The sequence below is a fragment of the Maribacter sp. genome (assembly GCA_020629415.1).
Taxonomy (GTDB): Bacteria; Bacteroidota; Bacteroidia; order Flavobacteriales; family Flavobacteriaceae; genus Maribacter; species Maribacter huludaoensis.
On record JAHDDL010000041.1, the window covers coordinates 14,076 to 29,718 of the forward strand.

Annotated in this window: 12 protein-coding genes; 2 read left to right on the forward strand and 10 right to left on the reverse strand. The window is 35.5% G+C overall.

Translation table 11 applies throughout. The features are described from left to right. Positions 1-74: 74 nt before the first annotated feature. Entirely contained in the window at positions 75-824 is a 750-nt protein-coding gene (locus tag QZ657_RS14385; protein ID WP_291967784.1) for a hypothetical protein, read from the forward strand. Between the two features lie 479 nt (positions 825-1,303). On the opposite strand, the gene QZ657_RS14390 is transcribed toward QZ657_RS14385, so the two are convergent. After that, positions 1,304-1,876: a RidA family protein gene (locus QZ657_RS14390; protein WP_291967785.1), complete on the reverse strand. Its 573-nt coding sequence runs from the start codon at positions 1,874-1,876 to the stop codon at positions 1,304-1,306. A 236-nt stretch (positions 1,877-2,112) separates the two neighbouring features. On the opposite strand from QZ657_RS14390, the gene QZ657_RS14395 reads away from it, so the two are divergent. Further along, complete coding sequence (locus QZ657_RS14395; protein WP_291967787.1) at positions 2,113-3,357, forward strand: MFS transporter; 1,245 nt, start codon at positions 2,113-2,115, stop codon at positions 3,355-3,357. Positions 3,358-3,429: 72 nt separating this feature from the next. Here the strand turns inward: QZ657_RS14395 and scpA are convergent, their stop codons facing one another. The 9 genes from scpA to QZ657_RS14440 all read right to left on the reverse strand — a co-directional run. After that, positions 3,430-5,592, reverse strand: a complete 2,163-nt coding sequence (gene scpA / locus QZ657_RS14400; RefSeq protein ID WP_291967788.1) for a methylmalonyl-CoA mutase — start codon at positions 5,590-5,592, stop codon at positions 3,430-3,432. Then, a complete protein-coding gene (locus QZ657_RS14405) occupies positions 5,585-6,958 on the reverse strand; it encodes a methylmalonyl-CoA mutase subunit beta (RefSeq protein WP_291967791.1) in 1,374 nt (457 codons plus the stop codon). The genes scpA and QZ657_RS14405 overlap by 8 nt, the downstream gene beginning before the upstream one ends. 219 nt (positions 6,959-7,177) lie before the next feature. Then, positions 7,178-7,987 (reverse strand): DUF6503 family protein, encoded by an 810-nt coding sequence (locus QZ657_RS14410; RefSeq protein WP_291962372.1) that lies wholly within the window; start codon positions 7,985-7,987, stop codon positions 7,178-7,180. 263 nt (positions 7,988-8,250) lie between these two features. After that, complete coding sequence (locus QZ657_RS14415) at positions 8,251-8,403, reverse strand: YqaE/Pmp3 family membrane protein (RefSeq protein ID WP_036151377.1); 153 nt, start codon at positions 8,401-8,403, stop codon at positions 8,251-8,253. 104 nt (positions 8,404-8,507) lie between these two features. Further along, the gene (locus QZ657_RS14420) at positions 8,508-8,924 is read right to left on the reverse strand and encodes a response regulator (protein WP_291967793.1); all 417 of its coding nucleotides are present in this window, start codon (positions 8,922-8,924) and stop codon (positions 8,508-8,510) included. 11 nt (positions 8,925-8,935) lie between these two features. Then, positions 8,936-11,230, reverse strand: coding sequence for a PAS domain S-box protein (locus tag QZ657_RS14425; protein ID WP_291967794.1), 2,295 nt, complete (start codon positions 11,228-11,230; stop codon positions 8,936-8,938). 280 nt (positions 11,231-11,510) lie between these two features. Further along, positions 11,511-13,424 (reverse strand): OmpA family protein, encoded by a 1,914-nt coding sequence (locus tag QZ657_RS14430; protein WP_291967796.1) that lies wholly within the window; start codon positions 13,422-13,424, stop codon positions 11,511-11,513. Positions 13,425-13,434: 10 nt separating this feature from the next. Then, entirely contained in the window at positions 13,435-14,385 is a 951-nt protein-coding gene (locus QZ657_RS14435; RefSeq protein ID WP_291967799.1) for a type IX secretion system membrane protein PorP/SprF, read from the reverse strand. 3 nt (positions 14,386-14,388) lie between these two features. After that, the coding region (locus tag QZ657_RS14440; RefSeq protein WP_291967801.1) for a gliding motility-associated C-terminal domain-containing protein at positions 14,389-15,643 on the reverse strand (1,255 nt) is incomplete at its 5' end.

The following is a 15,643-nucleotide window of genomic DNA, read 5'->3' on the forward strand; positions in this document are numbered from 1 at the left end:
AAAAAGCACTTTAATTTTGAATATAACATATTAATTTTCAATATTTTAAATACCACATAATTCAATTTAAAAAAATGAAAAATTTCCATTTAAAACGTCGATTTGCGACTATAATTTTAATTTCTGCCATTAGTTTGATTTCATATGGTCAAATTCCAAACGGAATTTATACGGATACCCTTCAAAATAATGGTACGGAAACGGTACATCAAATAAAGATTAAGGATGATTATTTTATCTATAATGCATATGAAATTGAACCCGCAAAATTCATAAAAACTGTTGGTGGGTTTATGCAAATCAAGAAAACTGACACCAACACTTTATTGGTAGTCCTTCTGGAATTTAATTCTAACTTTAAGAACGATGCCTTAAAACAACTATCTATTCCAGTAATGATGGACGGTGGAAAATTACAATTGAATTGGTTTCAAAAATTAACTATGAATCCCACAATCTCCAGTACGCAAGATTTGGATGGTGCTTGGCTTTTTGCCACTAGAGGTCCTGATAATGGGCAAAAAAGAAGAGGCGAAGAAAATTCAAGAAAGACAATGAAACTGTTAATGGACAATACCTTTCAATGGATAGCTTATGATACAGAATCATTTAAGTTTTCAGGCACTGGTGGAGGAACCTACTCAGCACAGAACGGAGTATACAAAGAGCATATAGAATTCTTCTCTAAGGATAATAGTAGAACTGGAGCGCAACTTGAGTTCAATTATCAGCTGAAAGGCAATGATTGGCATCACACCGGAAAAAACAGCAAAGGAGAACCTATGTATGAGATTTGGAGCAAAAGAGGGTTAAGTGATTTATAAAGCAAATCAATAGAACCGGAATATATATTTCTACATCTAGCTCCTCTATACTTACATGTAAGGAACAACAATTTAAAAATGTTACCGTTTATCGAAAATAACATTACTTGAACATTAGCCTGCCCATCTTTTTATAGTTTAGCAGAAAATTCCTACTTATGTCCAACTATATTAATCTTTTCGGGTTTTTCGCAATTTGTTTAATAATCGCATTTTTGGTGGTTTTCTTTTTTAGTGAAAACAAAAATTAAAACGAATAACTTTATAGTATAAAGAGATATTGACCATTACTCTCTATAAATAGAAAAGCCGACTTAATAAATCGGCTTTACCAAACTAACTCAAATTATGAACGTATCCTTTTAAAGGGCACGGCAAAATTATAGTTCTAAGTCCACCAAAAGATAATGTAAACATCAACTATCTGTTATTAAATTGGTTTAGACCTGCTATTTAAACTTTCAATGCCACAAAACTTACTATTCATAAATCTCCACGATCATTTCTATTTCTACAGACATATTACCAGGTAAAGAACCCATACCAACTGCAGCGCGTGCATGTTTTCCATTGTCCCCAAAAACTTCTACCATTAGATCAGAATAGCCATTTATTACTTTTGAATGGTCCTTAAAATCTGGAACAGCGTTTACCATACCATGTACGCTTACAATTCTTTTTACTTTATTTAGGTTACCCAATTCCGCCTTTAATACAGATAATTGATTAATACCTACTTCACGGGCAGCCCTGTATCCTTGCTCTATAGTTAAACTATCGCCCAACTTACCTATTATATTTTCACCATTTTCCTGTTTTGGCCCTTTACCGGCCAAGAACAATAAATTACCCGATCTTGCCGCATGTACATAATTTGCTACAGGAGTACCTTGATCTCTCAATACAATTCCTAAACTATCTACTTTAGCTTCTGGATTATAACCTGTGCTTACCGGCGTTGAAGAAACATCCTTAGTTTTATCAATTTTATTATTCGCATCTGCACAATTGACCAGAAAAAGGGCCAGGAGTAAATAAATACTGTATTTCATAGTTTATTATTTAGGTTTGATTATTAAGCTACAAGTTACCTAATACTTCATTATCAATACAATACCCTTTCATTTACAGGAATCTAAATTGCATAAAAACCATAAAAAATTGTTTAAATACTATTTTTTGTGCTTTCTGTCGTAGTTAAGGTATCATTTTACTAAAAAAGCATTGATATTATTTCATTTTTATTAGTTTAGCAAATTAACAAAACAACAACTAAATCAATTTAAATATGGAAAGTTCTACAGCGACTTCTAAAGTAAATGCGAATAGGCTATTTTACGCCAGCTGTTTTGCATTAATTACCACGGCATTCTCATTTGCCATTGCGGCAGGTATATTGGACCAACTAAAAACAGAATTAGAATTAAGTGCCAGCCAAGCAGGTCTAATTACATCTATGTGGTTTTTAGGTTTCCCAATTGCAATGGTAATAGGTGGTTTAATCTACCATAAAGTAGGCGGCAAAATAATCATGCAATTTGCATTCTTTTCACATGCCATTGGAATATTGCTATTAATTTTTTCAGGAAGTTATATGGGCCTTCTAGTGGCAAATCTACTTATAGGTCTAGGTAACGGGTGTACCGAAGCTGCTTGTAACCCTATGATCGCAGATGCCTATAAAGGTAATAGAATGAGTACCATGTTAAACCGTTTTCACATGTGGTTTCCTGGCGGAATAGCTGTAGGTAGCCTTCTATCCGGTTTTATGACAGATATGGGCATTACCGGTCAAAGCCAAGTTTGGTTATTGTTGATACCAGCGATTATTTATGCATTTTTGTTCTTTGGACAAACTTGGCCTAAAGCAAAAGTGGAAGAAGCCGCTACTATAAGCGGAAACTTAAAAGGTATGTTTACTCCGTTATTCCTATTTATTGGAATCTGCATGGCACTGACCGCTATATCTGAATTTGGACCGAACCAATGGGTTGGGCTTATTCTTTCTAAAAGTGGAGCCGAACCTACTTTGATCTTAGCATTAACCGCAGGTTTAATGGCAGTAGCACGTTTCTTTGGCGGTAGCATGGTAGCAAAATTCAACCAAACGGGAGTACTTTTAGGATCTGCAGTATTGGCTACTATAGGCATCTACTTATTCAGCACCCAAACGGGAACCATGGCTTATGTGGCCGCAATAATATTTGCGTTAGGTGTTGCTTACTTCTGGCCCAATATGATAGGTCTTGCCGCAACTAAAACACCAAAAACAGGAGCATTGGGCATGTCTATAATCGGTGCCATAGGTATGTTCTCTACGTCTATCTTTCAACCTATTATCGGTGGATGGATAGATTCTGATAGAGCTGCCGCAGAAGCACAAGGTTTTACAGGTGATGAATTAGAGTTGGTATCTGGTCAAGAAACTTTAGGCACCATGGTTCTTTTTCCTGCCATATTAATAGTTCTATTTACCATTTTATATTTTTGGCTTAAGAACAAAGAAGCCAATGTAGAAGTTGCTACAGCATAACTTCTTTGAACCATATAAAAAATGCCCGAGCAATCAATCTGCTCGGGCATTTTCAGTTTATTAAACTACTTTCTATTCAATAAGCAATTCTAACAATTGTATAGCTGCGTCACTGATCTTGGTTCCAGGACCAAAGACGGCAGTTGCACCGGCCTGTTTTAAAAAATCATAATCCTGTTTTGGTATAACGCCCCCAACAATGACCATAATATCTTCACGACCGTAGCTTTTTAATTCTTTAACTACTTCTGGCACCAAGGTCTTATGCCCACCTGCAAGAGAAGAGATACCTAGAATATGTACATCATTTTCCACAGCCTGCTTTGCCGTTTCTTTCGGAGTTTGAAAAAGCGGACCAATATCTACATCGAATCCTAGATCGGCATAGCCCGTAGCAACTACCTTTGCCCCACGATCATGACCGTCCTGTCCCATTTTGGCAACCATAATACGTGGTCTACGACCATCTTGTTCCGCAAACTTATCTGCCAGCTCCTGTGCTTTCTTAAAACTACTATCTTCTTTAATTTCCCTTGAATACACGCCAGTAAATGAATTAATTATTGCTTTATGTCTGCCAAATGCTTCTTCTAATGCACTACTTATTTCTCCTAAAGTTGCTCTTTCCCTTGCTGCTAACACTGCTAAAGCTAGTAAATTTTCCTCCATTTCACTACCGTCCATTTTCTTCTTGGCGGCGGTGGTAAGATCTTTCAAACGTTGGGCAACCGCAACTGAGTTCCTACTTGCTTTTACTTCTTTTAATCGTTCTAATTGCTGCCTGCGCACTTCTTTATTATCAACTTCTAAGATTTGCAGTTCGTCTTCTTCTGTCAACTGGTATTTATTTACACCGACAATGACATCTTGCTGACTGTCTATTCTTGCTTGTTTTCTTGCTGCAGCTTCCTCTATTCTAGTTTTAGGAATACCTGTTTCAATTGCTTTGGTCATACCGCCTAGATTCTCTACTTCCTGCATTAGCTCCCATGCCCTATGAACCAGGTCATGGGTCAATTTTTCCACATAATAGCTACCTGCCCAAGGATCAACAGTTTTGGTCATGTTGGTTTCTTGTTGCAGATATATTTGTGTTTCCCTCGCAATACGGGCAGAAAAATCTGTAGGCAGCGCAATAGCTTCATCCAATGCATTGGTATGCAAACTCTGCGTGCCACCAAACACGGCAGCTGCAGCTTCTATAGTTGTTCTGGCTACATTATTAAAGGGGTCTTGCTCCGTAAGGCTCCAACCACTGGTTTGGCAATGTGTTCTAAGCATTAACGATTTTTCGTTCTTTGAATCAAATTCTTTCACCACTTTTGCCCACAACATTCTTGCGGCACGCATTTTGGCGATTTCCATAAAGTGGTTCATCCCTATTCCCCAGAAAAAGGAAAGTCTCGGGGCAAAATCGTCGATCTTTAATCCTGCCTTAATTCCTGTTCTAATATATTCCAAACCATCGGACAACGTATATGCCAATTCTAAATGGGCAGGTGCACCAGCTTCGTGCATGTGGTAACCAGATATGCTTATACTATTGAATTTAGGCATGTGTTTACTGGTATACTCAAAAATATCGGCCACCAGTTGCATAGAGGGCTTTGGCGGATAGATATAGGTATTGCGCACCATAAACTCCTTAAGAATATCATTTTGTATGGTTCCGGCCAACTGGTCTAACGATACCCCTTGTTCTTCAGCGGCAACAATGTAGAATGCCATAATAGGCAATACTGCACCGTTCATGGTCATAGAAACAGACATTTCGTTCAACGGTATACCATCAAAGAGTACTTTCATATCTTCAACCGTATCTATGGCAACACCTGCTTTACCAACATCACCCACTACACGTTCATGATCACTATCATAACCCCTATGTGTAGGTAAATCAAACGCTACAGACAATCCTTTTTGCCCTGCTTTTAAATTTTTTCTATAAAATTCATTACTTTCTTTGGCGGTGGAAAACCCGGCATACTGTCTGATCGTCCATGGTCTCAGCACGTACATGGTAGAATAGGGACCTCGGAGAAATGGCGGTATACCTGCCGCAAAGTTTAAATGCTCAATATCTTTAATATCTTCCTTTACATATTTTTTTTTGAGCGGTATGCTTTCTGCAGTTGTAAACGGAGTTTCTAACTCATCAATAGTACTACCAAGATGGTCTTTGTCATTGTTATTTGCAGTAGCAAGCTGAATATGTTGTAGGTCCTTTCTACTCATGTGACAAACGATTTTGTTCAAATTCTTCCGCCAATCTTTTTTCGATGATCGGTGTTATCAGCGTTTTTCTAGGATTCTTTTTTACGAACGGATACAGTTCTAACTCATGCGCCATTTTATCGTTTTCATTTTGATATACATTCGTACCTACAAGAACTATCTTTTTAGCATTGAATTTTTCTTGCTGTTTACGTGCACCATCGGCAATTCTATTCTGAATAGTATGACTCTTTAATTGCTTTAAGAATCCGCCATCTTTCTCAATCGACTTAAAGAATAGTAAAGCTTTTTCTGCCAATTGACTGGTTATCGTTTCAATATAATAACTACCTTCTGCAGGGTTTTCTACCTTATCAAAATAACTTTCTTCCTTCAACAATATAAGCTGATTTATAGCTATGCGATCGGCAAAATCATTATCCTTTTTATATACGGCATTATAGTTAAGATTGAAAACCGTTTCAGATCCGCCCAGAACAGCAGACATAGATTCTGTAGTGGTTCTTAGCATATTAACATTGTAGTCATAAATAGTCTTGTTTCGTTTGCTTGGCTCCGCAACAATATGGCAAGGAACAGAAATGTCATAGGCACTGGCTAAAACCTGCCAAAGGTTACGCAATGCTTTCAGCTTGGCAATCTCAAAAAAATAATTACCCCCTACCGCTACATTAAAATCTATCCTTTTTAATTTAGAAAGAGCGTTGCTTTCTAACAATATATTTAAATACTCATTTGCATGGGACATTGCATAAGCCAGTTGTTGTACCATATCTGCCCCTGCATTTTCATAAAGCGATACATCTATACTAAGTAAATTTTCAATCTCGTTTGAAACTAGATCTTTGACCAATAGCGTATCTGAAGACATTGACGCATACCAATTACCGGATTTTGCCAAGTTTCCAATGGGATCGATTTGAAAATGTAAATTTTTTGATCGAGTATATTTGGCAAGAGCTTTAACTATAAACTCTTTGGACAAAAATTGCATATTTAAATACACTCTTATTGTACTTAAATCAATATTGTTCAAAATAGTGTCAATATTTACAGATGCTTCCGGTATTAAAAAACGAAGCGCTTCAGCCCCTTTCTGTATACTTTTAAGTGCCTTTTCATTGGCCATTATTGCATTGCCGGCATAAATTGATTGACCAATTCTCCAAGAAGAGACCGGTGTAGATTTAAGGGTTATATGTTTTAGATCATCGGCATGATAAAAAGGTTTTACTTTGATTCCCTCGGGAGAATTCCATACCACCATTTCATTATAATCCTTACCCTTTAAATCATATTGAATTTTCTGTTTCCATTCTTTTTCAGAGATGGCTTTAAAATTTTCAAATAAGGTTTCACCCTTCATACAAGACAGAGTTTAATTAAAAAACAAGTTCTATTGATTTATCTATTAAAACTGAATTTAACGCAATCTCTCAAATATACAATAAGTAAACAACCTCAAAACAAGTCTACGGGGTATTGCATTCAAAATTCTATAAGGATAGTGATGAACACCATTATGAATGGTAATCGTTAAAGCATGATAGACTTAAATATAAATTACACTGCAGTATAGAAAAAGTTATTCCACAAATTCAGTAGCGTTAAGATTACGCACATTTGCTGTTTCAATTCTGGATAATTCTTTTAGGTCACCTTTCTCGAACATGGAGGGTAAATCTTTTAAATCTGTACCTACAGGAGCTGCCCAATTTATGTAATCTTGAAAACGAATACCGTCAATGGTCCTAGGATTATAAGCACTTCTAAAACGCACACCACCATCATTTACACTATAACTATAAGCCAGATAATTGATATAATGCGATTTTTTGTTTATCCAATACATAAAAATATCATCATGGTCCGTACCTCCACCTTCTTTAGCAAATGTAACCCTTACAACGTCATAGTCATCACCTTTAATGACAGTTTCGCCTACACTTTCTTTATGAACTGCTTTATCCTTAAGCTTGTGCGGCAATGTCGCAAAATAGATGACGGAATTCAATGCGTTGCTATGTATGGCACTATCTTTTTTAGATAAGTTAATTACCTCATCATTGACTTTTCTACGAAACGATCCGTTTTTTAAATAGTCTTCTATGGTATTGCCTAAACTATCTTTAAAGTTTAGACGGTAGGTATGGCCATCCTTATTATTGAACCCATATATTTTACCTCTAAAGACAAATTCATAGTTAGCTGTATCATAAATTTCACCACCATGGGCTTTAATGGCATGCATTATGATCTCTTCTCCTTCGTTAACATTTGTTTGTAAGGTAGTAGGTACTGAGGCTGCATTTTTGTTGTCCGTACCACTACCCTGTTTACAGCTTATAAAATTCAAAAAAATAAGAAAAAAAACTACTTTAACTATGTTGTTCATACCTATATATTCACAAAAATTAAACCCAAAACAGTTATACTAACCGACCGCACACGCTGAATAGTCGTTACAGCATTGAACTACTAACGCACCAAAGTTATTACATAAACAAATGGAGATTCTCTTTACAAATCATAATAAATGTTAATAACACATTGTAATACCAAAATTTACAAAAAAAACCGAGCAACTATCATTATTTGATAGTTGCTCGGTTTTGTTCATCAATGCCAAACAGCGTTAGACAAGAATGAATATATTATTTATTGATTTACTATAAAAGCATGTATTACACCTGGCAACCAAGCTAGTAAAGTCAATAAAATGCTTATTAAAAGCGTTGTACCGATTCCGTGTTTCATAAAAACGGCTAATGGCGGTAATAATATATTTAATATAATTGTTAACAAAGACATATTTTATTTTTTAGGTTCAATCAAAAATACTGTCATTAAGCCATTTAACTTAACTCAATTCATCTAATTCATAACCTAAAAACAATTATCCTTTGCTTGTGCCGCTACTCTTTCCTTTCTTCTAACAAGCTTTCAATAATAGCCTTTAACCTATCTAAACCAATAGGCTTTACAATATAGTCCGATATGGCGCTAATTTTCTTTGCTCTTTCTATATCGGCAGGATCTAAAGAAGATGAAACCATGTAAATGGTAATTTTTTTCCCTACTCTAGGCTTAATTTTTACGTATTCTTCCATAAATTGAAAACCATCCATTACCGGCATATCAATATCAAGAAAAATAACATCAGGAAATACAGAATCTTGATCAAGATTATCTAGCATAAAATCTATGGCTTCTTCTCCATCAGAAAAGACCATAATTTCCATTGGCAATTTAGTTGATTTAAGTGTTTTGACCATGGTAAACCTATAAATGGAGTCATCATCGACAATACACGTTTTTAAAACATTATTCATAGCAAGCTTAATTAAAAAATTATTGTAAAAGTTGTACCAACATTAACCTCGCTAGTAGCAGAAATAGTACCACCCATAGCTTCTACCTGTGTTTTTGTCAGGAACAAGCCAACGCCCTTAGCATCTGGGTGTCTGTGAAAAACCTTATTGAGCCCAAATAGTTTGTGCCCATGTCTTTCAAGATCAATACCCAAGCCGTTGTCCTTAAATGTAATGATATTTCTACCATTCATTACCTCTGTCTTTATAAATATTTCCGGAGTTCTATCTTTTGCTTTATACTTTATGGCATTTCCAACTAAATTTAGGAAGATACTGTCCATATAAATTGGGTTATATTCAATTTCCGATATTTGCGAAAAATCTGATTTTACAACCGCGTTGGACTTCAAAATAACACCACTTAAAAGTTGTGTAGTATTTTCAAGAACCTTTTCAAAATTGACGATTTCAAGCTCTTCTTTTGAATCGCCAGTTTTGGTTTTTAAGGCTTCTATTAATGTATTTAAAGTAAGTGTAAGACGGTGAATAACAGTATCGAATTTTTCAAAAACATCTAAGCGCTCTTCCTCATCATCAGAAAGCTTATAAATTTCCATCAAAGAATTTAAATTTGCCACAGGAGCTCTTAAATTATGGGAAGTTATATGTGTAAAATCTGCCAATTGTTTATTCTGAGAGGCTAATTTTTGGGCAACAATTTCTAAATTGTCTTTCGCTTGAATTAAATTTTGTTCCGTTTTTTTGAATTCGGTCACATCTTGGCAGGTACCTATCATTTTAACCGCCTCACCTTTTTCATTGGAAATCACATTGGCCAGTATTTGAATGGTCTTTAAATTACCGGAAAAGGTTATGATATTATGCGTTAGCTTACCAAATATTTTCTCCTTTTTTGCCTTTTCAAAATGTTCAAACACCAATTCTTTATCATCTTCATGAACCATTTCAAAATAAATACCGAAAGTCATAGTAAAAGGCTCTCCGTGATAATCTAAAAGGGCAAATAAGTTATTTGACCAAAAGCCAATATCCTCAATAGGGTTCCATTGCCAGTGTCCCATTAAACTAATTTCCTCAGCAAGATTTAGCAGCTCATTTTTGTTGCGCAGTTCATTCTTTACCTTCTTAATTTTAGATATATCTGTAGCTACTGCGACAAAACCTTCATTTACACCCTCATAAGTATTAATTGCCGTAATTGAAGTAAGTGTAGAAAACATAGAACCATCTTTATGCCTAAACGTCCATTGTCTTGTATCATTGATGTTTTCATTACGGTAGTTAAAATTGCTATTAATAACATCACCACCAAACTGGGCAATCATATCATTTCTAAATTGCTCTTGTTCCTCTTCAAGCAAATATAGTTCAGGCTTGTGCTTACCTATGACTTCTTCAGAGGTATACCCTAATAATTCTTCTGCACCACTGTTAAAACGATTTATTATTCCATCTTTATCCGTTGTTATCAGGGCAATGGATTTGGAGTTAAAAATTGTCTCCAGTTCTTTATGGGCCTTTTTAAGTTTAGTTTCAGATTCCTTAATGCGCGTAACATCCTGTATTATACCGAACAATCTTGAAGCAACACCTTCAATATATTCAACCTTACCTATTACTTTAACCAGTTTTAAATCTCCAACTGCATTTATTATTTCATATTCAATATCAACAGAAATTCCTTTTTCTAATAAATTTTCTACGGCAGTTTCTACCAACGCCCTAGTCTGCTCATTTTTACTAAATTCAAGATTAGTGGCTATATTTGGTATGTAGTCTTCAGATACTCCGTATATATCATAGACTATTTTGCTCCAAGTTATTTCATTGGTATGTAGGTTCATTTCCCAAGTACCTATCCGTGCTAACTCGCTAGTATCTTTTAAAATGGAGTCTACACGTTTTTGCTGAAGCTCTTTCTCTTTTTTCTCGGTAATATCGCCAGTGTGCATGAGCAAACCACCTATTTCACCCTTTAAGTTGTACCAAGGACGTACATCCCAATAAATCCATTGTATGGTACCGTCCTTTCTATGAAAAGTTGCTTCATCACAAACATCAATAGCACCGTTTAAACACTCTTGGTTTTTCGCTTTCCAATCATCTCCTATTTCAGGAAAAACATCATAGTGACATCTGCCAACAATATCTTGACCCTCTAGTTTAAAATCTTTCAACCATCTTTTAGAAACAGCTAGATAGACCATGTCTTTGTTTAACATAGCAATAGCTGTTGGAGTTTGTTCTATAAAAATTTGGTGATGCTTTTCCAGAAGCATGTTGTCGGTATGTAACTGATTCAATTTTAAATTTTTAACAAGAATTTCTGTTAAAAATAGTAATAAATTACTGATATATACTAAATGGCACTAATGTTACTATTTTTCAATAGATTAGTGAACCATAAACTAATTGCCTTACCTAACACTCAAAATATAAGTCAATTAGCTTAAAAAAAATAATATGATAAAATAAAAACTCCCTATTGAGCATAATTCAATAATACGATGCTATTTTTTTAAATATCATATTTAATTTTTTCTATTAAACAAGAAAGAAATGTGATATTACAGGAAAAAAATCTTATTCTATCAATATAAACTCTGAGCGTCTATTTAACTGATGGTCTCTATCTGAACAAATGATTCCGTTTGCGCATTTGTTTATTAATTGGGTTTCCCCATAACCTTTACCGGATATGCGCTCAGGCTCTATACCTGCAGCTATTATGTACTCCACTGTTCTTTTTGCCCTACGATCAGAAAGCCAAAGATTATAATTATCCTCTTCCCTACTATCTGTATGTGAACCTACTTCTACCTTGACCTCTGGTCTTTTTTTCATGTATGCAACTACCTTGTCCAAATTAAAAAAAGCATCATCACGTAAATAAGAACTGTTTAAATCAAAATAAATTGGTGCCAGCTTTAACACCTTTACCAAATCTGCCCCAATTACCGCCACTTTGCTACTTTCTTCCAATACCACACGGGCATTTGTTATACTCTTTTCATCTGGTGTAGTAAACATGAACAACGAACCTTCTTCATAACCTTGTAAATTGGCCACGATGGTATATTGACTTTCTTGACATGGTATCTCTAAAGTATATTTACCCTGAGCATTGGTAGTGGCTTCCCCTATATTTCCTCCAAAATTATTTTTTCCGTGTACGGTTGCAAATGGTAATGGTTTGTCCGAATCTTTATCGACCGCGATACCTGCAATGGTCACCATACAATCAATTGTCTTAAGAGCGTAAATATCATCTGCACCTAATCCACCGTTTCGATCCGATGCAAAAAAACCTGAATTGGTCGTTTCATCAAATATCATTGAAAAATCATCATTAGCACTATTAATTGGATTTCCTAAATTCTTGACCGCGCCTTGATTTGCCAAATCGATAGAAAAAATATCCAGTCCTCCCAAACCAGGATGGCCGTCAGAAGCAAAATACAAAACGTCCGATACTGTAATAAACGGAAAAGTCTCTTTGCTCTCGGTATTGATTTTGGAACCTAAATTTACCGGTGTACCAAAAGTTCCATCAGTATGAATATCCACTACAAAAATGTCCGATGCCCCTAGAGTTCCGGGCATATCAGAAGAAAAATACAATTTATCACCTTTCTTATTCAATGCCGGATGCGCAACAGAATACAAATCACTGTTAAAGGGCAGATCTTCTATATTCCCCCATTTGCCATCCTTGAACGTACTTCTATAAATTTTTAATCTGCTGACCCCTTTTTTGTCTCTATTAAAAGATCCTTTTTTATAATTGTTCCTTGTAAAATACATGGTGTTACCATCTTGGGAAAAGCTGGTAGAAGATTCGTTAGCTACCGATTTCAACTCATCTGAAAAATGAGTTGCCGTACTATATTCGCCTTGTTCCGGACGTGTTGTTTTATATAAATTCAAATAAGGTGAGGCACTACGCGAAGTGGTTTCTAAATCCCTGGCAGTAGAAAACACGATAAAATCTTTATAGAACGAAGGAGCAAAATCTGATTCTTTTGAATTGACCGAGGTCAAATTCTCAATGGTATACTCATTTGAAGCGGTCATTAATTCATCAAAATAGCCTACACCTTTATCATACTTTAAAGCTCTTACATCATTCTTTTTTGCTTTTTTGAACTTTTTCATCCAAACCTCGGAATCTTTGTAATTATTGATCGATTTTAAAGATTGTGCATATCTGTACATGTAATCCGGATCAATTGTTGAGCTATTGATCTCTAACAATTTTGCATACCAATAACTAGCTTCATCATACTTTGCCCTTAAATAAGCTTCATTACCCAAGTTTTTACATATATCTTCATTTGACATGCCTTTTTCACTCAACTCTTCATAGGTAGATTCTTTGCCCATGTACCCATAATGCCCAAAATTATCAGTACCTGAACTTTTATTGTCTCGCTGTGCGTAACACAGGCTAGCAATAAAAAGCAACGAAAAGAGAACTATATATGTTTTAACTTTCATTATCGGTTATTTAAAAGAATCTAGGGGTCAAATCAATTTTATCTTTTTTAATGAACTCATATCTAAGAAACACCTCAAAAGAACCATTGTTAAACTTGGTGCCTCCCAGTTCAGATATATCACTATCATAAGCCAGCCCCAGCATAAATTCCGGTGTCATTTGAAATCCGAACAACGCACTCAACGCGGCATCCCATCTATAGGCGGCACCCATTGAAAATTTATCGTTCAACAAAAAATTAGCCGAAATATCCGCTTGTAACGGTGCTCCTGATGTTGCTTTTAATAGAAAAGCAGGTTTAAATTTTAAAGCCGATGACATTTCAAAAACATACCCTGATATGAAATACCAGGTCATTCTATCTACAGATACAAGGTTATCATTACCATCAGCGCTATCAAAATGCTCTGTCTGCAAAAAATTAGGTATGGACAAACCTGCATAAAATTGATCGTTATGGTAGTACAGACCTGCTCCAAAATTGGGAGTAAATTTTTTATAAAGATCACTATCGGTAATGGCAGTACCACCGGCACTAAAATTTCTAAGATTGTTAAAATCTAAATTTAATAAGTGTCCGCCAGCCTTTAACCCAAATGACAATTTGTTATTATCAGAGGTCTTCAATGTATACGAAAAAGCAGCGTCAATATATGTATTTTGATTGGTGTTGTTCCCTATTTCATCATGAACAATAGATAGACCAAGCCCCACTTTGTCAGAAGAAGGTCCGTGTACACTAAGTGTTTGTGTATTAGGAGCACCATCTCTACCTACCCATTGTGATCTGTGCAATGCAGATATACTTAATACCTCTCTAGATCCTGCATACGCAGGGTTAACCGAGAATGTATTGTACATATACTGTGTATACTGGGCATCTTGCTGACCGAACATAAGATATTGACCACCTAAAACCATGGTAAATATCAAAAAGATTATTTGATAGATTTTCTTCATCTTTTACCTAATTACGTACAGATAACCGGTTAATATTTTTTGCTCTCCCCTTGCTGTATAGTATATATCATAATAATAGGTACCAGAAGGTAGTTTCTCATTTCTGTTAATAGTGATTCTACCGTCAGACAGACCACTAAAAGCATTGGGGCCATTTTCATAACCTTCTACTTCCCATACCAAAACACCGTATCTATTATAGATTTTAACCGAATTTTCTGGAAACCTCTCAATATTGATAATCTCAAAGCTACCATTCATAGTATCTCCCGGTTTTACAAGATCTAGTTCTATATAGATGTCACAATTACTTCCAGATGGTGGTGTACCACCTAAAGAATCACAAGGATCTAAAGGATCGGTACCATCCATAGTTTCTTGCCCATCCATAATACCGTCTCCATCAGTATCCGAATTATTAGGGTCAGTACCTAAAGTCAGTTCTTCATCATTTGATAAACCATCGTTATCAGTATCATTATTAAGTGGTTCATTATCAAAAATGACCAAGACCTCACCTATACCTATATTGCCTGCTATATCTTCTGCAGTAATCAACAAAGTCAATTCGGGATTGACTATAGGGAAAATTCCATTTTCTGCTTGATCCGTTTCTGTATGAATTTCCCAAATACCATTGATATCAGTATTGATTACATACTGTAATAACAAGCCTGTATCACCAACCTCAACCGTAATATTCAATATCTCATTCGGACTCCCTAAACCAAGTAAAATGGGGTATGTGTTCATTGTTTCAAAACTATCTACCAAAGGTGGATCTATATCAATGGTATACGGATGTTGTACTGACGATGAACCTGTATTACCATCTATAGTTATCGTGGTGACCGTACCTAGAATACTTAAATCATTGTCCTCCACTAAATCCGAACCCGCAACCGAGATATTAAAAAACCCGTTTGCATCTACAGGACCAGTATAATTGGTATTATGAATGGTCAAGGTTACTAGATCACCTTCAGAAAAATCACCTGTAACCCTTCCCGTTACATTAATCTGACCTTGAGATTCATTTTCGTTGACAATGTTATCTGAGGTTATGTCATCTAATGTAATTACCGGAAGCACTATAATTGTTTCTTGACAATCTACTACACCATTACCATTGTTATCGGTTTGATCAAATACGACAGTAACCATACTTGTATCGTTAATAGAGCAAGGCAGTATGGAGGCTACGGTATATGTAAATGTGTTGTTACCATTATCGGTCCACGAACCACCAGTATCAGGA

Excerpts from the sequence above, each read along its gene's own strand:
- QZ657_RS14385 (WP_291967784.1), top strand. The coding sequence starts at position 75 with ATGAAAAATTTCCATTTAAAACGTCGATTTGCGACTATAATTTTAATT.
- scpA (WP_291967788.1), bottom strand. The coding sequence starts at position 5,592 with ATGAGTAGAAAGGACCTACAACATATTCAGCTTGCTACTGCAAATAAC.
- QZ657_RS14415 (WP_036151377.1), bottom strand. The coding sequence starts at position 8,403 with ATGTCTTTGTTAACAATTATATTAAATATATTATTACCGCCATTAGCC.
- QZ657_RS14410 (WP_291962372.1), bottom strand. The coding sequence starts at position 7,987 with ATGAACAACATAGTTAAAGTAGTTTTTTTTCTTATTTTTTTGAATTTT.
- QZ657_RS14430 (WP_291967796.1), bottom strand. The coding sequence starts at position 13,424 with ATGAAAGTTAAAACATATATAGTTCTCTTTTCGTTGCTTTTTATTGCT.
- QZ657_RS14390 (WP_291967785.1), bottom strand. The coding sequence starts at position 1,876 with ATGAAATACAGTATTTATTTACTCCTGGCCCTTTTTCTGGTCAATTGT.
- QZ657_RS14395 (WP_291967787.1), top strand. The coding sequence starts at position 2,113 with ATGGAAAGTTCTACAGCGACTTCTAAAGTAAATGCGAATAGGCTATTT.
- QZ657_RS14435 (WP_291967799.1), bottom strand. The coding sequence starts at position 14,385 with ATGAAGAAAATCTATCAAATAATCTTTTTGATATTTACCATGGTTTTA.
- QZ657_RS14420 (WP_291967793.1), bottom strand. The coding sequence starts at position 8,924 with ATGAATAATGTTTTAAAAACGTGTATTGTCGATGATGACTCCATTTAT.
- QZ657_RS14405 (WP_291967791.1), bottom strand. The coding sequence starts at position 6,958 with ATGAAGGGTGAAACCTTATTTGAAAATTTTAAAGCCATCTCTGAAAAA.